The sequence below is a fragment of the Leptolyngbya sp. GGD genome, assembly GCF_026735145.1.
Taxonomy (GTDB): Bacteria; Cyanobacteriota; Cyanobacteriia; order Leptolyngbyales; family Leptolyngbyaceae; genus Leptolyngbya; species Leptolyngbya boryana.
In genome coordinates, this window is the sequence record NZ_JAPQKE010000001.1 from 1440669 (window position 1) to 1462232 (window position 21564).

General features: G+C 47.8%; 24 protein-coding genes. 13 read left to right on the forward strand and 11 right to left on the reverse strand.

The window, feature by feature from the left end; translation table 11 throughout:
* The first annotated feature begins 100 nt into the window (after nt 1-100).
* Nucleotides 101-790, forward strand: coding sequence for an SDR family NAD(P)-dependent oxidoreductase (locus OU814_RS06745; RefSeq protein WP_268181464.1), 690 nt, complete (start codon nt 101-103; stop codon nt 788-790).
* A gap of 136 nt (nt 791-926) precedes the next feature.
* Here OU814_RS06745 and OU814_RS06750 read toward each other — a convergent pair whose 3' ends face one another.
* The gene (locus OU814_RS06750) at nt 927-1268 is read right to left on the reverse strand and encodes a metal-sensing transcriptional repressor (protein ID WP_225885683.1); all 342 of its coding nucleotides are present in this window, start codon (nt 1266-1268) and stop codon (nt 927-929) included.
* Between the two features lie 145 nt (nt 1269-1413).
* On the opposite strand from OU814_RS06750, the gene OU814_RS06755 reads away from it, so the two are divergent.
* The 4 genes from OU814_RS06755 to OU814_RS06770 all read left to right on the forward strand — a co-directional run bounded on the left by OU814_RS06755 (nt 1414) and on the right by OU814_RS06770 (nt 4365).
* A complete protein-coding gene (locus OU814_RS06755; RefSeq protein WP_017289737.1) occupies nt 1414-2574 on the forward strand; it encodes an HhoA/HhoB/HtrA family serine endopeptidase in 1161 nt (386 codons plus the stop codon).
* Between the two features lie 33 nt (nt 2575-2607).
* Nucleotides 2608-2835 carry a hypothetical protein gene (locus tag OU814_RS06760; protein WP_017289736.1) on the forward strand — a complete coding sequence of 76 codons (228 nt, stop codon included), beginning with the start codon at nt 2608-2610 and terminating at the stop codon, nt 2833-2835.
* A 92-nt stretch (nt 2836-2927) separates the two neighbouring features.
* Nucleotides 2928-3863: an ornithine carbamoyltransferase gene (gene argF / locus OU814_RS06765; protein ID WP_190652735.1), complete on the forward strand. Its 936-nt coding sequence runs from the start codon at nt 2928-2930 to the stop codon at nt 3861-3863.
* Nucleotides 3864-3924: 61 nt separating this feature from the next.
* The gene (locus tag OU814_RS06770; RefSeq protein WP_017289734.1) at nt 3925-4365 is read left to right on the forward strand and encodes an HHL1-like protein; all 441 of its coding nucleotides are present in this window, start codon (nt 3925-3927) and stop codon (nt 4363-4365) included.
* 89 nt (nt 4366-4454) lie between these two features.
* On the opposite strand, the gene moeB is transcribed toward OU814_RS06770, so the two are convergent.
* The 3 genes from moeB to OU814_RS06785 all read right to left on the reverse strand — a co-directional run bounded on the left by moeB (nt 4455) and on the right by OU814_RS06785 (nt 7692).
* Nucleotides 4455-5633 (reverse strand): molybdopterin-synthase adenylyltransferase MoeB, encoded by a 1179-nt coding sequence (gene moeB / locus OU814_RS06775; protein ID WP_017289733.1) that lies wholly within the window; start codon nt 5631-5633, stop codon nt 4455-4457.
* 32 nt (nt 5634-5665) lie between these two features.
* Nucleotides 5666-6109, reverse strand: coding sequence for a M67 family metallopeptidase (locus OU814_RS06780; protein ID WP_017289732.1), 444 nt, complete (start codon nt 6107-6109; stop codon nt 5666-5668).
* 176 nt (nt 6110-6285) lie between these two features.
* Nucleotides 6286-7692, reverse strand: a complete 1407-nt coding sequence (locus tag OU814_RS06785) for an amidase (protein ID WP_268181470.1) — start codon at nt 7690-7692, stop codon at nt 6286-6288.
* A gap of 106 nt (nt 7693-7798) precedes the next feature.
* On the opposite strand from OU814_RS06785, the gene OU814_RS06790 reads away from it, so the two are divergent.
* Complete coding sequence (locus OU814_RS06790) at nt 7799-9301, forward strand: MFS transporter (protein ID WP_017289729.1); 1503 nt, start codon at nt 7799-7801, stop codon at nt 9299-9301.
* 77 nt (nt 9302-9378) lie between these two features.
* Here the strand turns inward: OU814_RS06790 and OU814_RS06795 are convergent, their stop codons facing one another.
* From OU814_RS06795 to OU814_RS06805, 3 genes are all read right to left on the reverse strand, one after another.
* Entirely contained in the window at nt 9379-9708 is a 330-nt protein-coding gene (locus OU814_RS06795) for a hypothetical protein (RefSeq protein WP_144056248.1), read from the reverse strand.
* Between the two features lie 85 nt (nt 9709-9793).
* Entirely contained in the window at nt 9794-10312 is a 519-nt protein-coding gene (locus OU814_RS06800; protein WP_017289727.1) for a pentapeptide repeat-containing protein, read from the reverse strand.
* Between the two features lie 40 nt (nt 10313-10352).
* On the reverse strand, nt 10353-11726 hold the full coding sequence (locus OU814_RS06805) for an LCP family protein (protein ID WP_225885684.1): 1374 nt from the start codon (nt 11724-11726) through the stop codon (nt 10353-10355).
* A 402-nt stretch (nt 11727-12128) separates the two neighbouring features.
* On the opposite strand from OU814_RS06805, the gene OU814_RS06810 reads away from it, so the two are divergent.
* Nucleotides 12129-13196 (forward strand): mannose-1-phosphate guanylyltransferase, encoded by a 1068-nt coding sequence (locus OU814_RS06810; protein ID WP_017289725.1) that lies wholly within the window; start codon nt 12129-12131, stop codon nt 13194-13196.
* Nucleotides 13197-13428: 232 nt separating this feature from the next.
* On the opposite strand, the gene OU814_RS06815 is transcribed toward OU814_RS06810, so the two are convergent.
* On the reverse strand, nt 13429-14268 hold the full coding sequence (locus OU814_RS06815) for a retropepsin-like aspartic protease family protein (RefSeq protein ID WP_017289724.1): 840 nt from the start codon (nt 14266-14268) through the stop codon (nt 13429-13431).
* Nucleotides 14269-14395: 127 nt separating this feature from the next.
* On the opposite strand from OU814_RS06815, the gene carA reads away from it, so the two are divergent.
* The 5 genes from carA to OU814_RS06840 all read left to right on the forward strand — a co-directional run bounded on the left by carA (nt 14396) and on the right by OU814_RS06840 (nt 18745).
* The gene (carA, locus tag OU814_RS06820; protein WP_017289723.1) at nt 14396-15535 is read left to right on the forward strand and encodes a glutamine-hydrolyzing carbamoyl-phosphate synthase small subunit; all 1140 of its coding nucleotides are present in this window, start codon (nt 14396-14398) and stop codon (nt 15533-15535) included.
* A gap of 75 nt (nt 15536-15610) precedes the next feature.
* Nucleotides 15611-15985, forward strand: a complete 375-nt coding sequence (locus OU814_RS06825) for an STAS domain-containing protein (protein ID WP_026148823.1) — start codon at nt 15611-15613, stop codon at nt 15983-15985.
* A gap of 169 nt (nt 15986-16154) precedes the next feature.
* The gene (locus OU814_RS06830) at nt 16155-16550 is read left to right on the forward strand and encodes a Mini-ribonuclease 3 (RefSeq protein ID WP_197693247.1); all 396 of its coding nucleotides are present in this window, start codon (nt 16155-16157) and stop codon (nt 16548-16550) included.
* Between the two features lie 88 nt (nt 16551-16638).
* The gene (gene rlmB, locus OU814_RS06835; protein WP_268181478.1) at nt 16639-18300 is read left to right on the forward strand and encodes a 23S rRNA (guanosine(2251)-2'-O)-methyltransferase RlmB; all 1662 of its coding nucleotides are present in this window, start codon (nt 16639-16641) and stop codon (nt 18298-18300) included.
* A gap of 166 nt (nt 18301-18466) precedes the next feature.
* Nucleotides 18467-18745: a DUF1816 domain-containing protein gene (locus OU814_RS06840; protein WP_017289719.1), complete on the forward strand. Its 279-nt coding sequence runs from the start codon at nt 18467-18469 to the stop codon at nt 18743-18745.
* Between the two features lie 142 nt (nt 18746-18887).
* Here OU814_RS06840 and OU814_RS06845 read toward each other — a convergent pair whose 3' ends face one another.
* The gene (locus OU814_RS06845) at nt 18888-19712 is read right to left on the reverse strand and encodes an alpha/beta fold hydrolase (protein ID WP_017289718.1); all 825 of its coding nucleotides are present in this window, start codon (nt 19710-19712) and stop codon (nt 18888-18890) included.
* A gap of 79 nt (nt 19713-19791) precedes the next feature.
* On the opposite strand from OU814_RS06845, the gene OU814_RS06850 reads away from it, so the two are divergent.
* On the forward strand, nt 19792-20418 hold the full coding sequence (locus tag OU814_RS06850) for a DUF2996 domain-containing protein (protein ID WP_017289717.1): 627 nt from the start codon (nt 19792-19794) through the stop codon (nt 20416-20418).
* 82 nt (nt 20419-20500) lie between these two features.
* Here OU814_RS06850 and hemJ read toward each other — a convergent pair whose 3' ends face one another.
* Together hemJ and OU814_RS06860 are read right to left on the reverse strand one after the other, a co-directional pair.
* Nucleotides 20501-21076, reverse strand: coding sequence for a protoporphyrinogen oxidase HemJ (hemJ, locus tag OU814_RS06855; protein ID WP_017289716.1), 576 nt, complete (start codon nt 21074-21076; stop codon nt 20501-20503).
* 9 nt (nt 21077-21085) lie between these two features.
* Nucleotides 21086-21286 (reverse strand): DUF2811 domain-containing protein, encoded by a 201-nt coding sequence (locus tag OU814_RS06860; protein WP_017289715.1) that lies wholly within the window; start codon nt 21284-21286, stop codon nt 21086-21088.
* Nucleotides 21287-21564 lie beyond the last annotated feature (278 nt).

Here is a 21564-nt window from a genome sequence, read left to right on the forward strand (position 1 = left end):
GCTCCGTTCTTTTGCGAAACGGAGTGAAAGATTCCAAGGTTCCACGATACTCCGCAACCATTTGCTAGATTTCAGAAAGCGCATGTTTCAAGAGTTGGATATGGAATCTAAGAAAAGAGAAATTGTTGTAGTCGGAGCGAGTCGGGGGATTGGAGCGGCTGTCGCACAGCACTTTGCCCAAAAAGGTGATTCTGTGTTCTCGATTTCCAGAAGTCAGCCGATAGCAGGAAAGTGGATTCAAGCAGATATTTCCACTCCAGAAGGAATCCAATCCATTGTCAGTCGCATTGGTGACTCAACAATCGATGCCCTCTTGTTTATGGGAGGAGTTTGGGAAAACGGCGCATTTACCGATCAATATGACTTTATGACAAGCTCTGATCAAGAAACTCGCTTTGTGATAGCTGTCAATACAATTGCGCCGATTGAACTGACCAAGCAGCTTGCTAAAAATCTTGCTCAGTCTGACAACCCAAGAGCCATATTTATTGGCGCACTCTCAGGATTGGATCACTCTCCAACGATCGAGGTCGCAAATACAGCATCTAAATTTGGGTTAAGGGGAGCAGCCCAGGCATTGAAACTTGCTCTCTGTGATTACAAGATTGGGATTACGGTCATTAACCCAGGCAATATCGCAACTGAAGAAGTCATAGCAGATATTGAAGAGGGTAGATTTACACCACAAGTTCCAATTTCACTGGCAGATGTCATTTCTACAATTGAATGGATTCTCACACTTTCAAATACTGTCGATATTGGAGAGATTAATATGTATCAGAAAGGGTAATCAAGAAATCTTCTAAAGAGATAGAGATTATCAAGGTCGCTGAGAAATTGCGACATCTAAAAACCCTTGTACAGCGGACTACCCAAGAGCGATCGCTGAGTGATTGAAATTTCTAGTTGTTCCGATATAGACACCGTCAAGTTAGAAAGCGATCGAGGGCTGTTTTCAGTTCTTCAATTTCCGCTTCAATATTGCCTTCTTGAGCCGCACGCGCCACACATTGAGATAAGTGCTCGTCTAAAATCAAACGAGCTACTCGATCGAGTGCCCCGCGGACTGCGGCAACTTGGACTAAAACATCTGGGCAAGGTCGATCGCTTTCTACCATCGCTTTAATACCCCGCACATGTCCTTCAATTCGGGAAAGACGATTGACCACCTTCCGAATCGATTCTTCGCTATGGACATGATCATGCGGCTCATGATCGTGATGATGAGAGTGCGACTCCGTACCGTGAGGCAAATCTGAGGTCGTCATCGTCTTCAAACTCATTAGAGATCCTGTCTGATCTTAGTGCGAGGTGTGGAGAATGGGGTGAAATCTCTACCAGACTCGATTTTGTTTTCAGTCGTAGGATAGGAATAATGGCTAGACAGCGGCATTTTCATTAGGTTTAAGAATTATGCAACGCGCTCAACTCTCAAATCAGCTTCGGCGAATTCAAATTGCGATCGTCACACTCGCGCTGATGTTCGGCTTTACCCTATCGCTTCCCCAATCGGTGAAAGCCGAGACAATTGAAGCGGCACAACCCGCTCCACGCGCCATTACACGCGGCAGCTTTGTCGCGGAAGCCGTGCAAAAAGTGGGGAAAGCGGTCGTCAGAATCGACACCGAGAAGACCGTCACAAGACGCGCTGATCCGATGCTCGATGATCCCATGTTTCGCCGATTCTTTGGGGAAGATTTTGCTCCACGATCGGAGACATTACGCGGTCAAGGTTCGGGATTTGTGATTGAGAAAAGCGGCATTATTCTGACCAACTCACACGTCGTCAACGGCGCGGACAAAGTGACTGTGACCTTGAAAGATGGGCGAGTGTTTGAAGGAAAAGTCCGAGGCTTTGATGAAGTGACGGATTTAGCTGTGGTCAAAGTTGAGGGCAAAGATCTGCCCACTGCACCTTTAGCCGATTCTGACCAAGTGCAAGTTGGAGATTGGGCGATCGCTGTTGGCAATCCCCTCGGCTTAGATAACACTGTGACCTTGGGAATTGTCAGTACGTTACATCGATCGAGCGCTCAGATTGGTTTATCCGATAAACGCTTAGATTTCTTACAAACCGATGCCGCAATCAATCCCGGAAATTCGGGTGGCCCCTTGCTCAACGATCGTGGCGAAGTGATCGGAATTAACACTGCCATCCGCCCGGATGCGATGGGAATTGGGTTTGCGATTCCGATCAATAAAGCGAAATCCGTCAAAGATGCGCTTGCCAAGGGTGAAAAGATTCCACATCCTTACATTGGCGTGCAAATGACGACGTTAACTCCTGAAATTGCGCGTCAAAACAATACCGATCCAAATTCGCCGTTTGAAGTCCCTGAAGTCAATGGCGTGATTGTCGTGCGCGTTGTGCCAAATTCTCCGGCTGCTGCGGCTGGCTTCCGCCGAGGTGATGTCGTCACTGAAATTGATGGACAAGCAATTTCTAAAGCAGAACAGCTTCAAGCCCTGGTGGAAAATGTGAAACCCGGTCAAACCTTGAAAGTTCAGGTTCAGCGGGGCAAGCAAATGCAGCAATTGTTAGTTAAGCCTGCGGAACTGCAAGACGTGGGCTAGTAGTTTCTCACTAGCATTCGGAGGAATTTAAACATGGCTCAGAATCGATTTTTGATGTTTCTAATTGGGTTGGCAGTTGGACTGTTCATCGCCTGGGTTCCGTTGTCGATCGCAGTTTACTTTAACCAAAGCGGATATCACTTGGCTCACTATCTCGTCCTCACAGTCTCCTCGATTTTCTTCGGGGGATTAGCGGCAGTGCAACAAGAAAAATTTGGCAACACCATCCAGCGAGTCTTAGATTCGATGACTTGGGGCTAATCCTGGTAGATTTGCTACTCTTAAAAGAACAACGCTCCTTTACTGTCTAAGTGAGGAGCGATTTTTATTTCTTGATTTGTGAGGAGCATCATATGGGTTCACTTAAAGGACGGGATTTATTGAAATTGTCAGATCTCAGCCCAGACGAAGTGATGGAGTTGCTAGAGATTGCAGCACAGCTTAAATCTGGAAAATTAAACCCACGGATCACGGTCAACGGTCATCCGCCCGTGTTGGGATTGCTGTTCTATAAAGCCTCGACTCGAACCCGTGTGAGCTTTTCAACTGCCATGTATCACCTGGGTGGGCAAGTTCTTGATTTGCCTCTGAACGCTACTCAGGTGAGCCGTGGAGAACCGATCGAAGATACGGCAAGAGTCCTCGATCGCTACCTCGACATCTTGGCAATTCGTACCTTTGAGCAGTCAGATCTCGACACATTCGCTCAAGAAATGCAGATTCCAGTCATCAATGCCCTGACGGATTTAGAGCATCCTTGCCAGGTTTTAGCCGACTTACAAACGATTCAAGAAACCTTTTCGACCCTTTCCGGTCTGACTCTGACCTATGTTGGAGATGGCAATAATGTCGCGCATTCGCTCATGTTGGGCTGTGCCTTAGTGGGTATGAATGTCCGAATTGCAACTCCTACAGACTACCGACCTCTGCCCGAAATTGTGCAACTGACGGAAAAAATTGCCAACGGTAAATCCGAAGTGCTGTTAACCGATGATCCGATCGCGGCCGCAAAAGATTCCCATGTGCTCTATACCGATGTCTGGGCAAGTATGGGACAAGAGGATCTCGCCGAAAGCCGAATTCCGATTTTTCAGCCTTACCAAGTGAATTCCGAGTTGATGAGTTATGCGGATAAAGACGCGATCGTGCTGCACTGTCTTCCGGCACATCGGGGCGAAGAAATCACCGAGGATGTGATCGAAGGCTCTCAATCGAAAGTTTGGGATCAAGCCGAAAATCGTATGCACGCTCAAAAAGCGCTCATGGCAAGTTTGCTCGGTGCAGTCTGATCCCAAACTTCCTTAAAATGTCGTAAACTTTTGTTAATAAGGACACTTCTAACTTGAGATTATGACAAGCTCTCCTGGATTCGGAAAAAAGGTTCATAAAGAGAAGAAGCAAACGACTGGGACGGCAAAACGTGCCCAAGCCTCGAAGCAGTTTGACGACTTCAAATCGAAAGGGCTACCCGAATATGAGATCTACCTCCGAGTCCAGGGCAAAAAGAAACTGCAATGGTTTCCCATTGGCGCGATCGCGGTAAAACGCTCCTCTCAAATCAGTGCAGCCATTTACGCCAACGAAGAAGAACTCTTAAAAGGCGCATTCCGTCTCTTCCCTGGCTTACGCAAAGAGCGCGAATCGCTGGAATATGGCTATCGCTTGAAAGAATTTAAAGACGAAGAAATTCAATTAGCCGTCCGCCCGACACCTGGAGTTCCCGGAGTGCTGCAAGGTGCGATCGCCTCGGTGGGCGAAAAAATCGGCGGATTATTCAGCAAAGCAAAATAATGCCCATCTGCTTAGCTTGAGCATCTTGAAATTAGAAAGGACTCGGAGCGTTCAAAACTCCGAGTCCTTCAAGATCCAATCAGGTTAATTTAGTATTCCGGCACAGAGGAATCGATTTCTTTGCTCCAGGCAGTAATCCCACCTTTCACATTGATGCCATCAATTCCTGAAGACTTGAGAATGCCAAGCGCTTTCGCCGATCGGCCTCCCATCTTGCAATGAGCAATAAGCTTGTGCCCATTCAGCAATTCTTTGACTTTCGCAACGCCATCACCATTTTCGATGTCAGGCAGCGGAATCAAGACAGAGCCAGGGATCTTAGCGATATCGTACTCGTTTGGATTGCGGACATCGAGAAGAACGTATTCGCTTCCGATCGCACCACTGTCGATCAGTTGCTTCAATTCCTGAACAGTCACTTCTTGCATATTGGCTTTTTCCTGTTCTTCGGCAGCTTTGGCTTGAGGAATGCCACAGAACATCTCGTAATCGATTAATTTCTCAATCACAGGACGCACTGGATTTGGGCGAAGTTTCAACTCGCGGAACTTCATATCGAGCGCATTGTAAAGCATTAGTCGCCCGCTTAATGTTTCGCCTGTACCCAAAATGATCTTGACCGTCTCAGTCGCTTGAATCACACCGATAATACCCGGCAAAATTCCCAAGACTCCACCTTCGGCGCAAGACGGAACCAATCCAGGTGGCGGGGGTTCTGGATACAAATCTCGATAGTTCGGTCCGCCCTCGTAGTTAAAGACCGTTGCCTGTCCTTCAAAGCGGAAAATCGAACCATATACATTCGGTTTGTTCAACAGCACGCAGGCATCATTGACCAAATACCGAGTCGGGAAATTATCCGTTCCATCCACCACGATGTCGTAAGGCGCGACGATATCGAGCGCATTTTCCGAACTGAGGCGCGTTTCATACAAATCAACTTGGCAGAATGGATTAATTTCGTGAATCCGATTCTTAGCTGATTCGATCTTCGGTTTGCCGACCCACGATGTGCCGTGAATGACTTGCCGTTGCAAATTCGAGTGATCGACGACATCAAAATCGACAATCCCGATCCGTCCAATCCCGGCAGCAGCAAGATACAGCAATAAAGGCGACCCCAAGCCACCCGTTCCAATACAAAGAACGCTGGCTGCTTTTAGGCGTTTCTGTCCATCGACCCCAACTTCCGGCAAAATTAAATGCCTGGAGTATCGGGCAATATCATCTTGAGTTAACTGGATCTCGTCCAGATTTGGATTTAACATGATGCGTTGCTGAACAAGTTGACAATCGTTTTCTAGGGAGTTATCAGCAGGCTTTCAGGTTGGAAAACTTGCCGATCGTCGAGGCTCCAGCTTTGAAGATCAGCCGAAGTTCCATTCAAAACTGAAACGATCGCATAACTGTACTGTGACCAGGCAGCGGCACGATCGCATTCTGAAGGGATTGCCGGATGATTCGGATGAGAATGATAGATCCCGATAATCTCAAGATTGTGCGATCGAGCTTCTTGCATGACCGCCAGCATTTCTGCGGGAGCAATTTCGTATCGACGCATTTTCGTCAGATCATTCTGGTCGTCATTCCATCCATTCTTCGTGGCTTTCACTTCCATGACGGTTTTCCCAGTGGGGTCACTCTTGCCTAACAGCAACCCGCAGCACTCTTCGGGATAGGTGCGTTCGGCATGAGCACGAATGCTCATGATGTGCTGAGCGTTGAGTCTGAGAATCACGGGCATGATGCTGATTCAGGGTGAATGCAAGCTCGATCAGTCGCCACGTTGCCAACTCGATCCGCTTTCTATGGACGGACGAAGTGCAAGCGAAGCGAAAGTCCGATCGAAATTTGCGTTAAATCAGATACTTATTCTAAGGGATTCAGGGGTAAGGGAGTTGGAAGATTGACGATTGATTTTTATGAAGATGATGAGAATGCTTCGGGGCGAAGATGTGCCCAAGGTTGTATCGTTTCCAATTGCGCCGCCAATGCCAGAATCGTTGCTTCGTCTGCTGGACGACCGACAAGCTGAATGCCGATCGGTAACCCATGTTGATCAAATCCCGCTGGTAAACTGATTCCAGGCTGCCCACTGACATTGAATGCCGGACAAGGGGCAATCCATTTGATAATTTCGTCGATCGTTCTCATCGGGCTGAGATTTTTCCATTCCCCAACTCGAATCGTTGGATGCATGTAGGTTGGGGTTAACAAGACATCAAATTGATCAAACATCTTGACGATTTTACGAGCGAAAATTTGCAGTTGCTGCTGCGATCGTACCAATCGGCTTGCAGGCGTAAATTTTGCGCGCCACCATAACCATTGATTCACTTTTTCAAGCAAAAAGGGCGGTACTCCTACATCGGTTTGATTGCGCCAAGCAATCATAAACGGTTCGATCATGTCGCTTAAATCTGGAGTAATTTCTTCGATCGAATGTCCCATTTCTTCAAGCAGCCGTGCCGTTTTCATCACCGCTGCTAAGCAGTCGCGATCGGCTTTTCCAGCAGGCTCGATCGCGGTCACTAATCCAATTTTTAACGGTTCTAACTCCTGTCGAGTTGACTCGAGAAAAGAAGTCTCAGGGGAAGGAAGCCAATAGGGATCACCCGTGACATAGCCTTCTGTCATATCTAAAAAGGCGGCGGCATCCGCCACAGTTCGCGATAAGACTCCATTCACGGCAAATCCTGAGAAAGCTTCACCGATGGGAGCCATCGAAATTCGACCGCGTGAGGGTTTGAGTCCGACTAACCCACAACACGCCGCTGGACCTCGAACTGATCCCCCGCCATCACTGCCTTGAGCAATTCCACATAGTCCTGCTGCAACTGCCGAAGATGATCCCCCACTCGATCCCCCAGGTGTATAGTCTAAATTCCAAGGATTGCGGGCAGGTGGAAATCCAGGCGGTTCGGTATAAGGAAAAGAACCAAGCTGAGCCGTTGCGGTTTTCCCCAAAATAATAAATCCAGCTTGTTTCAGTTTTTTGACCACGAGGTCGTCCTGCGTCGCAAGTCGCTGCTTTGCAACTTTCAAGCCATAAGAACAGGGAACGCCGTCAACTGCATTGAGATCTTTAATCGCGATCGGCACTCCATGAAACGGCGGTATTTCCACGTCTGATAGCTGATTCGTTTTCGTCTGGGCTTCTGCGATCGCTTGCTCTCGCATCACAGTATAAAAACTGCCTAATCGCGGATTAAATTTCTCGATTCGATCCAGGTAAAGCTGGGTGAGTTCAAGCGGAGAAATTTCTTTATTCCGAACGAGTTTTGCTTGAACAAGGGCTGAGCTAAAAGCTAAATCAACAGAATCCATAAAATACGACCTTGAGGCAGAGTAATTTAAGAAGCAATGTAACGAATACTGGGTTCTAATTTGATTGGAATTGTGGCATGAGATTTCTAAGAGAGATCGATCCCAAGTGACATTTAAATTTAAACTTTTTGGAAGCGCAGGCACGGATCGTCGAGGTTATTCTGTGGAGCCATTACCGATTACCCCCACTCCCGCACATATTACAGAGTCCCCAGAGCCAATTACAGGCAGTGAAGCCGTTTTTCCGTTGGCTGCAATGCCCGAATCGAGATTTTCTAAGAGTGAAATTCGATCGAGCCTGCGCGCCTCTACTTTAGATGGGATCTTTGCCGCAGTCTTCTCCAATATTGCTGGAGGAGTCCTCCTCAGTAATTTCTTAGTTGAACTTCATGCCAGTCCGGTTGAAATTGGGTTATCTGCTTCGATTCCCATGATGGCGAATTTGCTGCAACCGCTCGGAGCTTGGCTCGGCGATCGTACGACTAGCCGCCATAATTACTGTCTGGCCATTTATACGCCTTCTCGATTAATCTGGCTTTTATTGCCAATTTGTATTGGCTTATTTACTGCTGGAAAAATTGCGGATCATACGCTCGTTCTTTTCACGTTAGCGATCGTCTTTTGCACGCATTTTTTAGGCGCTTTGGGCGGGGCTTCCTGGCTGTCTTGGCTGGCGGCACTGGTTCCCAGACGCTTACGCGGTCGATATTTCAGCATTCGTAACAGTGCGGCAAATCTCACTTGTTTAATTAGCGTGCCACTGGGTGGATTTTTAGTCTCGAAATTTGCAACCGGATCGATTTTGGGGTACGGAGTCATCTTAGTGTTCGGCATTGTGGCGGGAATTCTCAGTCTTGGATTTCAGTGGTTTATGAACGATGTGAATCCGCAAGAGCAGCAGAAAGCCGTGACGGCTTCCGATGAGATCGCGACCGATGCAATTCCTTTAATCACCGTTCTCAAAGATGCCAATTTTGTCCGATTTCTGATTTACTTCAGCGTTTGGATGTTTGCAGTCAATTTGAGTGCGCCCTTTTTTAATCTCTATTTGCTCGATAATTTGGGCTTGGATGTGAGTTGGGTGACGATTTATAGCAGTCTGACTTCTGCGGCAAATTTGCTGATGCTCGTTTTTTGGGGAAGAATTGCCGATCGCGTAGGCAATCGATTTTTGCTCCTCAGCGTTGGCGTGCTCGTTGCAGCGACTCCGATTTTCTGGCTGGGGACAGGAACGGATCTGTTATCCCTCTGGCTATGGTTGCCGTTGCTGCACATCTTAGCGGGCGGAACTTGGGCTGCGATCGACCTTTGCAATAACAATATTCAGCTTGAAATCGCACCCCTGCAAAATCAATCGACATATTTTGCACTGGCGGCTGCGATCGCGGGTGTCAGCGGTGCGTTGGGAACGACAGCAGGCGGATTTCTCGCAGAGCTTGCCAATTATGGCGGGTTGCCCGGATTATTTTTGATTTCTACGATCGTCCGATTTGTGGCGCTCGCGCCGTTAATTTGGGTGCAGGAAAGGGGAGGGCGATCAGTCCGGCAGGTTCTACGATCGTATTTTGCGAAGGATCAAGTCGATTTACAACTGTCAGAAAAATCTTGATGCTGCGGGTTGCAAACCTACTGTACAAAAAACTCCGAGTTTTAAAAGCTCGGAGTTCTAGATTGAGTAATGCTGAATTAACTCGCTGGTTTTTGCTGCTCTAGTTGTTTTTTGCGTTCCAATTGCTGCTGCGCTAAATCCTGTTGTGCCTTCTGAATATTTGTCTTCAGTTCTGATCGCTCTGTAGGATCTGTCGTGTTCTCTAATACACGAGTCCACATCTCGATCGCAGCGGCATAATGTCCCATCTTGTATCGCTGCATCGCGTCAAGCTTCGTCATCGTCATCCCTGCCTCAAACGCAGCATGAGCACGTAACGGAGTCGCGATCGTAATTGGAATCAGACAAATCAGCAATCCGATCACCAGCAAGAAGCAAAATCGTACGAAATGTTTCAAGTCAAACATGGTTTTCTGCATTGACGAAATGAACTCCAATCTCTATCCGAAGATTCACTGTCTAGAGTTCACCGATCGACCCAAAAAATTACACCTAACGACAGCCTAAACTTTCACGAGTATCCACACCCGTCATCGGATTCGTTCCAGCCGCCCGTTTACACAGTTGTGCCGTTGTATAGCGATCGAGGATCGCATCCGTAAAATCGACCCCGGTAATTTCTGCTTCATCTAAAATCGTGTTTGTCAAGGTCGCTCCAACTAAAATCGCATTGCTGAGATTTGCTTTGTAGAGCGTCACTCGATCGATCAACGATCCTTGCAAATTTGCTCCACTCAAATCGGCACCCAACAAATTTCCTTTGGTGAGCATCGAATTTTTCAGATTTGCGCCTTTGAAATTTGTCTCTCGCATCTCTGCCGAAACAAACACTCCACCTTCAAAATCTTGATTCGAGAGATCTTGACCTGTCAAATTGGCATTCGAGTAATTGAGAAATTTGGTTTCAGCATAAGCAGGGCTTGCGCCCATAAGAATCCAGAACCAGGCTAATGCCAAAATTAGCAGCGCATAAATGAAACGCCTGATCGATCGCGGAATCGCTAAAAACATGAGGACAAACCGAAGTATTGGGCTATCTCAAGCTTAACGACTACTGAGGCAGTTTAGACCGCATAGCGCTCCAGTCGCTGCCAATCCGAATCGTCAAATCTGAATCCAGCTCTCCGGTCGAAGTGGCTTCAACCTTGCCAAATCCCAATTCCCCCTGCAGCACTTTCGCACCTTGCAAGTCGCCTTTTTGCACGATAATTTGAGTTTTTTGCTGGAGATCTTGCCAGTTCTCAGCTTGGTAAACGTTGGTATACCCCAGCGTGCTCAAGTACTGCGCAAATTGCGCACCAGCTTGGGGATCATTAGAAGCATTCTGAATGGCAATTTTCAGATTTGCCAGCGGGAGTTCGTCAGCAGTTGCAGTAGAAGCTTTGAAATACTCTTGCATGACGCGATCGCGTCCCTGCTCATCCATAATCCAATAGCTGGCACGGAACTCATTCGGAGCACTAAACCGTCCAGGCAACAGCACCATTTTAAAGTCATCTTTATCCAGCTTTTGCCCAAAGTTGACCAACGCCAGCATTTCTTCCATGCTGAGATTCGTATCAATGTACTTCTGCATCATGCTAACCAGGTTTGGAATACGCGGCAGAATCAACGGATTCGTCAATTTAGCCCGCAGTGCCTTGATCAGAGCTTGCTGACGCTGTACCCGCCCGATGTCACCGAACGAATCGTGGCGGAATCGAGCGAACTGTTCTGCTTTCGCACCATCCAAAGTTTGCCAACCTGGCTGAAGATCGATCTTGAGTTTTTGAGTGTTATCTGTATATTCCATCCGCTGCGGAACATACACATCGATACCGCCAACTAAATCAACTAATTCACGAAACGCATCGGTGCTGACGCGAACATAGCGATCGACTTCTACGCCATTGAGCGTTTTACTAATCGTCTCGCGAGCAAGAAGAGGGCCACCACTGGCATTGGCTTGGTTGATCTTTGTCACACCAATTCCTGGAACTTCGACTTGAGTGTCGCGAGGAATCGACAGCACATTCACCGAATTATCTGTTGGATCAAGTCGGAGCAACAGCATCGTATCGCTGCGGCCTGAAAAGACTTCGTCCGAACCAGGCTTAGCGTCCACAACCCGATCAATTCCCATCACCAGAACGTTCACCGGACGAGAAATCTTGTACTGAAATCCGCTGCTCCACAAGTCGCCAAGCAGCTTCCGACCTTGCTCTGGAGCCGCACCTGGAATCGGAGCAAGCAGGGCAAGCGTGGTTCCAAGCATTGCAGAAATCGTCGTTGCCCCTAAAAAGGCAGCAATCCAAGTCAACGTCTTAGTCAGAGAAGGCTTTGGGCGAGGCGGTTCCACTGGAACAGGCAGTCGAGATTTTGCCGGGATAGACTGCCCAGGCACACTAGTGGGATCTAGCGTCGGTTGGCTTCTAGACTCTTTCACTCCGCTCACACCTCAAAAACATCTCGGTCAAAACGATCGCCAGAACTATATTGTTCGTTATCTTAACCAGAAAATTTTCAATTTCCTTCAGCTTTTGGAAATAGATTTTCTCGTTAATCTGAGTGAAAACCGCTTGTAGTCTGGGCTACAAAAACGCGATTTGTCCGAACTTAAGCATTTCCTGGGAATTTTACACTCGAACTTCGACTTTCGGCTAGTCTCCCTACGATCGGAATCACAATACTGGAGTTGTAGTCCGGAGAGAACCGTAGAACTCACCAGAAAATAAGACCAAGCTTGGGAAAATTAGAAGAGTCAGCAAAGATCGCAGTCAGCACCTTCAGAATGTGCTGACATTGATTACAATCCAAATCGTTTAGCCCCGAATTACTGAGTGCGCTTATGACTCAATCTCTGGTTCCGATTATTTTAGCGGGTGGAAAAGGTGAGCGGTTTTGGCCCCTCAGCCGCAAACAGCGTCCAAAACAGTTTCTTTGTCTCGATGGCAGTGGACGGAGTTTGTTACAAACAACGGCCGATCGCTTATTAAAAACAGCAGGCGGTTGGGACAATCTCTGGGTCGTGACCGCTTCGCATTTGGCAGATGGTGTGCGCGAACAGTTACCGGAGCTACCAGAAGCAAATATTTTGGTGGAGCCAGAAGGGCGTGATACCGCTCCGGCTGTGGCTTGGAGTACGGTCGAAGTGGCAAAACGCTACGGCAAAGATGTCGTGACCGGATTTTTCCCTGCGGATCACTGGATTGCCGAGCAGGATATTTTTGAAGCCACGTTGATGGCGGCAGTAGAGGCGGCAGTTGAGCATTCAGCGATCGTCACATTAGGCATTGCGCCAACTCATGCCGCGACAGGCTACGGCTATATCGAGCAGGGTGAAAAGATTGGGTTATTTGGTCAAGCCTATCCGGCATTTAAGGTCGATCGCTTTACAGAAAAGCCGGATAAAGATACTGCAGAAACATTTGTCAGCAGTGGACGTTTTAGCTGGAATGGCGGGATGTTCGTGTTTCTAGCCAGCGTGATGCTCGCTGAATTGCACCAACACGCTCCTGAAATCATTCAACTCCTAGAAGAGAAAGGAATTGACGCATATTCGACTCTCCCCAAGCTCAGCATTGACTACGCAGTGATGGAAAAGACCGATCGTGCCTGTGTGCTTCCGGTGCAATTTAGTTGGGACGATTTGGGAGACTGGGGCGCGATCGAGCGATTGATGAAATCAGCGGATCATCCGAATGTCGAATTCGGACAGCATGTTTGTCTCGATACGAGCGGCGCAATTGTTTACACCTCAGATGAGGATGAATTAATTGTGACAATCGGACTAGACGATACTGTCGTCGTCCGGGATGGGAAAGTCACACTCATTGTGAAAAAAGACCGGACGCAAGAGATTAAAGCCGTGCTGAAAACCATTCAAGAGCGATCTGAATTTCAAGGACTGCTCTGAATAATCTTGCAAAACCTGGAGGCTTACATACTTTCAGGCTCTTTGCGCTCAAGCTGCGGTTCGGGGATAGGGAGATAGGGTCAAGAACTGAACTCTAGATCTAAACTCTATAGCTGCTACTCCCCACTCCCCCCTCCCAAAACTAAATGCGGTTGACGACTAAAGCACATATACCGCGATCGAGAAAGAATTCGGCACACGCGGCACTGAGTATCAAAACACTTAGAAAGACCTAACCACACTTACCAAACTCGACGACATTACGCTTGATCGTAATATCGCAATCTCCAAAGAAATCGTGACCTAAAAGCCCGATATCCATAGGACCGATCGAGACTGGGACATCTCGAATCGTCTTACCTGACACCGACATCGATTGCACCATTGCAATTTGCACGGTGGTCACACCTGCTGCCGTCATCGCTTGAGTTTCACCAATTGATCGAGCACCCAACTGTCGTGCCATTTCTTGGGTGATCATTGTTGCCGAAGCCCCAGTATCCACCATCATTTCAAATCGCTGACGATTGTTAAACAACACATCCACGACCGGAATATTATTCTTTCGGTATTTAATTGGGACTTGTAACGTGCGCGATCGTTGGGCTGCAATCGTCGCGATCTCTTTAGACGACAAGGCTGGATCAACTTTAATCCCTGGGTCAAGCACTGCTACTTTTTCTTTGCCAGTTCGAGCAGCCCGATCCTCAGCATTTGCCAAAGCTTGATTAAATTCCCCAAGTTTCTGGTTGACGAATTTGCGATTGGGATCAGATTTAGGAACTTGTTTGAGTGCGGCGATCGCACTTTTCCACCGACTCGCCACTAACTGCCAATCTTCTGGAGACAGCGCCGATTGGCTAATTGATCGCGCACTAGCAGCACTGTCGAGTGCCGATTGATAAAAATCTTCGATCGTCTCCGGAGTCGGAGTTGGCTTGGGGGGAGCAGGAGGTGTCGCAACTTGAAGCGATCGCGTCTGTGTCAATTGCATCCGACTACAGCCCACCCCGATTGCAGCCGAGGTCGCCATTAACAGCGGCAAAATCACGCAAGTTCCAAATCTGAGCATAGTTCCGACGTCCGAAGTCTGTCTGTCTTAGCGTTCCCTCAAAATCTATGTAAAAGCTTAGGTAATCCTTGCAACCTGAAACAGACATGAAATAATGGATAGGATTTTTTAGAAGTTGCTCCTGTTTATGTCTTCTGCTGTTCAGCCTGCTTTACTTGTGCTTGCCGATGGAACGACGTATCGCGGATTCTCGTTCGGCGCAACCGGAACCACGATCGGAGAAGTCGTTTTTAATACTGGAATGACGGGTTATCAGGAAGTCATGACCGATCCCAGCTATCGCGGTCAAATCGTCACGTTCACTTATCCAGAACTGGGAAATACTGGAGTCAACCCAGAAGACGAAGAGTCAGATGTCCCGCATGTGCGGGGTGTAATTGCGAGAAATATCTGTGAGCGTCCGAGCAATTGGCGATCGACCGCGACGCTCAGCGATTATCTCAAACAGCATCGACTCCTGGGAATTTATGGGATTGACACGCGTGCCCTAACCCGCAAACTGCGATCAGCAGGGGCGATGAATGGCGCAATCTCAACTGAAATTCTCGATCCCGGCGAACTGTTAGAACAAGTTCAGAACGCTCCCAGTATGGCTGGATTAAATCTCGTCAAAGAAGTTTCCACCGACAAAGTTTACGAGTGGTCAGAAAAAACAGAGACGATTTGGGAATTTAGCAGCACGGCTCAAACCCAAGAAGAACCCCTGACCGTCGTCGCGATCGATTTCGGAGTCAAGCGCAATATTCTGCGGCGCTTAGCAAGCTACGGCTGCCGAGTCATCGTTGTGCCCGTTGACACCCCACCCGAAGAAATCCTCAAATACAATCCTGACGGCATTTTCCTTTCCAATGGACCTGGCGATCCCGCCGCCGTCACTGAAGGAATTGCGACAACCAAAGCATTACTGGAAGCTCAAAAACCTCTATTTGGGATTTGCATGGGACACCAAATTTTAGGATTGTCTCTGGGAGCGGAAACCTTCAAGCTCAAATTCGGACATCGGGGATTAAATCAACCCTGTGGCTTGAGTCAGCAAATTGAAATTACCAGTCAAAATCATGGATTCGCCATTGATGCGAATTCTCTCTCTGACGCGACTGTCGAAATTACACATTTGAATTTGAACGACAAAACAGTTGCAGGACTGCGCCACAAGACGTTACCAATGTTTTCGGTGCAGTACCATCCAGAGGCAAGTCCAGGTCCACATGATGCCGATTATCTGTTCGAGAACTTCGTGCAATCGATGCGCGAAAACAAACAGTAGTCAAGTCTGCAGTAAGAGGGTATACTGGAGCGTCGAATTATATATTTGATTTTTCAATTATGGTAGGAGGGGGCTATTCCTGAGCAACTAACCCTAACAGTCAGTCTTCGAGGCACACGCGAAGTTAGGGACAATACATATCAACTCTTTCGCCTCGTAGGGCAACTTGATGCCTTTTCTGAACCGACCTTCCGGAAGGTGCTGACGAAGTGTATTGAGGATGGTCCTAAGCACGTTGTTTTAGATTTATCCAAAATCGACTTTGTGGATAGTTCGGGTTTGGGCGCTTTGGTGCAGGTCGCTAAAAAAGCGCAACAAGCCTCTGGAACCTTGCAGATTGTCACGAATGCACGGGTTACACAGACCGTGAAGCTAGTTCGCCTAGAGCAATTTCTTGCTTTACAACCGTCTGTGGAAACGGCGATTGAAAATATTCAATCTGCCTCTTAAGTCGATACATTTTCAGGAGTCTAGCGAATTCTATTTGCTGAGCCTCTCGAAGTTAGACCGCTATTCGTCTGCGCTCGAATAGTCGGTTTTTTCATGGTCTGCTAGGATCAGTAAGCTTGATTTCTCACGTGGAGCTAGAACAGATGTGATCTCAAATGAGTTAGGTTTTTTGGAATTGTCTCCAGGGTTGTCTGCTCCTTCCTCGTCTGAGATCCAGCGTCTTTCTCCGGCTGCATTTGCCTATTTGGGAGATGCAGTTTACGAACTGTATATTCGGAGGCAGTTTCTCTTGCCACCGAAGCGTTCTGAAGATTATCATCGGCAAGTTGTGTCGCATGTAAAGGCGGAGTCCCAAGCCGCGCATTTACGATCGCTCATGCCCCACTTAAGCGAAGCTGAACATGAGTTTGTCAAACGAGGTCGCAATGCCGCTTTAAACCGCCCGAAACGACTTGAGCCGGAAATTTATCAGCTTGCCACCAGTTTGGAAGCACTGATTGGCTATCTCTATCTCACTAACCCCGATCGTTTGTCTGAGTTACTAGGATTTCTCGACCTTCAGTAAACAGAATCAATACCAAGCTTGAGGCGAAGGTTACTGCTCGTCTCAAATTCGTATCTCTTCGCCTTCTCTTCAACAGGATTAAATCATTATGGCTACTTCCGATAGACGCAACTCCAATTCCAAGGGTCGAGCAAATCGCGATGCTGGTGGAGGCAAACCGAAGTTTAAGGGCAAGCGGGTTGGTGCTCCTAAACGTCGCGACAGTGAGGGCAGTTTCGATCGCGATTCTCGCCCTGAGCGCCGCTCTTACGATTCGGGTGAGCAACGCTTTGAAAAACGCGATAACTCTGCACGGGATCGCAATGAGGGTTCCGGTGAGCGCCGATATGAGCGCAAAGAGCGCAGCTTCGATCGTCCGAATCGCAATGATTCAGGTGAACGACGCTTTGAAAAACGCGATGGCTCCGGCGCACGTGGGCGGGATCGTTCAGAATTTAATGGCGAGAGAAGAGAGCGCAACTTTGACCGTCCCAAAGGCGAGTTCAACGGCGAAAAACGCAGCTTCGATCGCCCCAACCGTGAATTCAATGGCGAGAGAAGAGAGCGCAACTTTGACCGTCCCAAAGGCGAGTTCAATGGCGAAAAACGCAGCTTCGATCGCCCCAACCGTGAATTTAATGGTGAGAGAAGAGAGCGCAACTTCGATCGTCCGAATCGTGAGTTCAACGGCGAAAGAAGAGAACGACGTGGCGGCTACGAAAGCCGTGAGCGCAACTTTGACCGTCCAAGAGACGGATTTAAGGGCGAACAACGGAAAGAGCGCAACTTTGACCGTCCCACGGGTGAGCGACAAGAACGGAGCTTTGATCGCCCAAGAGGTGAGTTCGGGGGGCGGAAATTTGATCGGTCTGCACCTGGATCAGACTCACGATTTGAGAAGCGCGATCGCTTCTTAGCTGAACAAGCGCGCGATGATATTCCTTCGCATTTCGTTTCACATGATGAACCTTTTGAAAGCAATGAAGAACCCGATCTGCTCTATGGTCGCCATCCTGTCTTAACTGCTCTACAGGGAGAGCGCACTTTAAACCGAATTTGGGTAACTGAAAAGCTGCATTACGATCCCCGCTATTTGTCTTTACTAAACCAAGCAAAAGCCAACGGAACTGTCATTGATGAAGTAACCCCGAAACGATTGGATCAAATTACGCATGGTGCCAATCATCAGGGGATCGCAGCCCAAGTTGCAGCTTATGAGTACACCGAGCTAGACAATTTAATTGTGCGAGCTAAAGCAGCAACCGATCAGCCTGTGCTTGTCGTTGCTGATGGGATTACTGATCCCCATAACTTAGGTGCAATCATTCGGACAGCCGAAGCTTTAGGAGCACAGGGGATCGTGATCCCGCAACGGCGTGCTGTTGGCGTAACCTCAACTGTGATGAAGGTTGCAGCAGGTGCGATCGAAAAACTCCCAGTTGCCCGTGTCGTCAATCTTGCGCGTGCTTTGGAAGATTTAAAATCCGCAGGATTTTGGATTTATGGCACAGCTTCTGAATCCAGTCAGCCGATTCATACGGTAAAATTTGCGAAAGCTGCTGTGGTGGTAATCGGTGCAGAAGGGGAAGGTTTAGGATTAGTGGTGCAGCGCGGGTGTGATGTACTGGTCTCAGTTCCACTACAAGGCACAACGCCCAGCTTAAATGCTTCTGTAGCAGCAGGAATGGCACTTTATGAAGTGTTCCGCCAACGCTGGGAAAGCACCATCCACATTGATGGACTTAAGCCAACTTTTGGATTGAAAAGTTAAGTGTAACGGAGTATAAAGAAGTTTGAACTCCAGTTTTGAAACATCAAGCACAGCACTGAACCGTCGATCGGATGCACAATCTAGGCATGATGCTTCTCAAAGTTTGCAGTTTGAACGGATGATTGCTCCTGTTTGCAGGTAGTTCTTTGGGTAAATAAACAGGCTTATGAATGAACTTTGGACAAGTTTTCTTAGCGCGGTCGGTTTTGCCTGGTGGGTTGAGGTGACAACCGATAATCCCCGCTGTGTGTATTATTTTGGTCCTTTTCCAAACCAGAAGACAGCAGCAACCCATCAAGGCGGCTATGTAGAAGATTTGGAGAAAGAGGGCGCAACGAATATCCGCATTGATGTAAAGCGTTGTAAGCCGTCGAATCTGACGATTTACGACGAGAAGGTGGATGTGGGGTTTAAAGTCTCCGGCGTGTTTAGTAGCCAGTATTAAACCATTCCTGTAGAGGCGGTTCGGTGAGCCGTCTCTACACCGTTTTATCAGGCATGATCCCTGCATCTGAGAGTTTGAGAAGACCGCCGAATCGCCCTCGCCTAGAAAACTACTAGGGGTGTGGATGAATGAAGTTCTACGATCACCTCCAACTTTCAGGGTGTTGATCGAGCCATTGATCGATATCGTCGAGGATTGTTTCGGGGATCTCCCAAGGCAATAAGTGCGCGGTGTTTGGATAAACTTTATATTCGCAGTTTGGTAGATTTTTCGCAGTTTCAACACTAGAAATCGCGGTGATATGTCGATCGTGTTCTCCTGCTAGCATGAGCACTGGACAGCTAATGTCTTCAAAATTTTGAACTCGATAGTAACCTGGACTCAACGCTGCATTCAAAGCTCGATTTGCAGCCAGCGAAGTCTTGAGAAAGGCATACATTGCATCACTCGCAATGTAGCGATAGGTTGCGGGTGTATGGTGTCGGACTAAGTAACGGAACAGCGATCGCTTTGCAAACGTATCAATGTTCCACTGCCAACCGGGGCGGACTGCATTGAGAATTCCAGCAATTGCAGTGAATAGATTGTCCTGAAAGCTAATTTTGGGATGATCTCCCCAGGGGCGCGCGGAAGTTGCAATCAAGATGAGTCCGCTGACTCGATCTGGGAATCGTGCAGCAAGTTCAAGTGCGATGATCCCGCCCAGTGACCAACCCAGAATTAAACAGCGATCGATTCCATACTGATCCAACACGCCCTGCAAATCATCCAGATGATCCAGCATGACGAAGTTTTCGCGTGTCTTGGATTGTCCGTAGCCACGTAGGTCAGGCGAAATTGTATAAAACCGTTGCGCGAAATGCTCAGTAAACACGCTCATACTGCGACCTGAGCCGGGATGCCCATGCAAACAGAGGATCGGATACCCGCTTCCATCAATCCAAACCTTCAAAGAAAATCGATTCATCGAGACCCCTAAATCCTTTCGCTCACTTGCCGCTGTTCGATATTATTAAAGACGAGTACTCCCAAACGGAATTGGTGTTATGGCAACGGAAGAAACGAACCCTCAAGGTGAAGACAAGGAACTCCCACCAACCGTCGGTGGCAATGTCCCGGAGGTTGTCAAAGAAAACTTGCATAGCGAATCTACATCTGCGACGACTGAAATTCCTTCTGCGAATGCGCCTGATCCCACTGCCGTTGAGAATAATGTTAACTCAGCAAAACCGAAAGCTGCGAAATCTGATGAGGCGCTAAAACCTGCAAAGGCGAAGAAAGAAAAGGCTCCTAGTGTTGAAGACAAACCATTTGGAGAGTTCATTCAGCAAGATTATTTGCCGGCGCTCAAGCAAGGGCTAGAGAAATTAGGCACTCGATCGCTAGAGCTACATTTCGAGAAGCGCAAAATTCCGATCAAAGGATATGATCAGGCTCCAGAATGTTGGCAAGTGATTGGCAAGTGGCAGCCGAGTTACAAGCAGTTGCGCGAGTTCAACATTTACTTCTTTGATGAAAGCATTAATGGTCTGAAAGGCTTTGCGTGCGCCGAGGGTGATCTCCTGAGTACGATGGAGTCTTTTCTGATTGATGAGCGGAAAGTTTCGCTCGACCTTTTGGTTTTTGGTGCAGTGCAGCGCTTGAATGGTCAAAAGTGGTTAGCACGGAATTAGTGAAAGCATGAATTAAAAAATCGCGATCGCACAAGTTACGATCGCGATTTTTTATAGAATTCAACTTGAATTCAACTTGAGATCACGAAACAGATTCTGCGATCGCTTGCGCCTCCTGTTCCTTAGCGAGGCGACGTTTTCTTGCATACAACTGAATGAATGCTGCCATCGCGATCGTCATTGCAAAAATGCCCCAAGCCGTTGCACTGGTTGGAATGTTATTCTTAAACACCGCCAGCATCACAACAATCACAAAAAACACCGTTGGAAACTCATTAAACCAGCGAAACTGCTGACCTGTCATTTTGCAAGTGTCTGATGCAAATTGTTTCATGATGCGCTTACAGAGATGGTGATATCCCACAAGCAAAGCAACACAGGCTAATTTGACATGCAGCCAAGGCTCTTTCAACACATCGGGTTCAGTTGAAATTAGCCCAATCGCCATGGCGATTGTGAGTAACATCGCTGGGGTCATAATGATGCTGTATAAGCGCTTCTCCATGATCTGATACTGCGCCTTAAGAATGCTGCGGGCAGGTTCGGGTTGTTCATTTGCTTCAGCATGGTAGACAAAGAGCCGAGGCAGATAAAACATTCCCGCAAACCAGCAGACAATTCCTACGATGTGAAACGCCTTAAACCACTGATATGCCATAGAAAATAATTAAGTGGAGTGTTTGAAAAGCGTATCGAGGTAAACCGAGGTTATTTGTCGATCGCATTCTCCATTCTGCAATAAAAAGAGGCTCAATGCGGCGGTTAGAACTTGATCTTGATCCCAATCTGGATGCTGCTCTAAATATTGGGTCAAGGAGGTATGAAGGGCTTCGGGAAGGTCGGTTAAGATGCTGATGATCGGGTACATAAAAGCTCTCGATTTGGAGATGTAAACAAACGAGCCTGGTTTTTCAACAGGCTGTGGAAAACTTCAATCGACACAAAAAAGTTCAGCCAGAGCTTACGATGCGAGTTTGCATCATTAAGATCGGCTAGGACGTTGCATATGTACTGGTTTCAGCCGTTTTTGAAGCGGTTTCTGAAACGGTCTTATTGTGCTTCCAAATGCTTATTTCTGTCAATGCTAGAAAATGTATCGTAAAGGATCATTTCAGCAGAATACGACGATGGAATGGGGGTTTCAGC

Bases quoted from the DNA above. Each gene is read 5' to 3' on its own strand.
- OU814_RS06785 (WP_268181470.1), bottom strand. From the start codon at position 7,692: ATGGATTCTGTTGATTTAGCTTTTAGCTCAGCCCTTGTTCAAGCAAAA.
- OU814_RS06770 (WP_017289734.1), top strand. From the start codon at position 3,925: ATGACAAGCTCTCCTGGATTCGGAAAAAAGGTTCATAAAGAGAAGAAG.
- OU814_RS06745 (WP_268181464.1), top strand. From the start codon at position 101: ATGGAATCTAAGAAAAGAGAAATTGTTGTAGTCGGAGCGAGTCGGGGG.
- OU814_RS06850 (WP_017289717.1), top strand. From the start codon at position 19,792: ATGGCAACGGAAGAAACGAACCCTCAAGGTGAAGACAAGGAACTCCCA.
- OU814_RS06760 (WP_017289736.1), top strand. From the start codon at position 2,608: ATGGCTCAGAATCGATTTTTGATGTTTCTAATTGGGTTGGCAGTTGGA.
- rlmB (WP_268181478.1), top strand. From the start codon at position 16,639: ATGGCTACTTCCGATAGACGCAACTCCAATTCCAAGGGTCGAGCAAAT.
- hemJ (WP_017289716.1), bottom strand. From the start codon at position 21,076: ATGGCATATCAGTGGTTTAAGGCGTTTCACATCGTAGGAATTGTCTGC.
- OU814_RS06845 (WP_017289718.1), bottom strand. From the start codon at position 19,712: ATGAATCGATTTTCTTTGAAGGTTTGGATTGATGGAAGCGGGTATCCG.
- OU814_RS06860 (WP_017289715.1), bottom strand. From the start codon at position 21,286: ATGTACCCGATCATCAGCATCTTAACCGACCTTCCCGAAGCCCTTCAT.
- OU814_RS06815 (WP_017289724.1), bottom strand. From the start codon at position 14,268: ATGCTCAGATTTGGAACTTGCGTGATTTTGCCGCTGTTAATGGCGACC.
- carA (WP_017289723.1), top strand. From the start codon at position 14,396: ATGTCTTCTGCTGTTCAGCCTGCTTTACTTGTGCTTGCCGATGGAACG.
- argF (WP_190652735.1), top strand. From the start codon at position 2,928: ATGGGTTCACTTAAAGGACGGGATTTATTGAAATTGTCAGATCTCAGC.
- OU814_RS06810 (WP_017289725.1), top strand. From the start codon at position 12,129: ATGACTCAATCTCTGGTTCCGATTATTTTAGCGGGTGGAAAAGGTGAG.
- moeB (WP_017289733.1), bottom strand. From the start codon at position 5,633: ATGTTAAATCCAAATCTGGACGAGATCCAGTTAACTCAAGATGATATT.
- OU814_RS06780 (WP_017289732.1), bottom strand. From the start codon at position 6,109: ATGCCCGTGATTCTCAGACTCAACGCTCAGCACATCATGAGCATTCGT.
- OU814_RS06755 (WP_017289737.1), top strand. From the start codon at position 1,414: ATGCAACGCGCTCAACTCTCAAATCAGCTTCGGCGAATTCAAATTGCG.
- OU814_RS06795 (WP_144056248.1), bottom strand. From the start codon at position 9,708: ATGTTTGACTTGAAACATTTCGTACGATTTTGCTTCTTGCTGGTGATC.
- OU814_RS06750 (WP_225885683.1), bottom strand. From the start codon at position 1,268: ATGACGACCTCAGATTTGCCTCACGGTACGGAGTCGCACTCTCATCAT.
- OU814_RS06840 (WP_017289719.1), top strand. From the start codon at position 18,467: ATGAATGAACTTTGGACAAGTTTTCTTAGCGCGGTCGGTTTTGCCTGG.
- OU814_RS06800 (WP_017289727.1), bottom strand. From the start codon at position 10,312: ATGTTTTTAGCGATTCCGCGATCGATCAGGCGTTTCATTTATGCGCTG.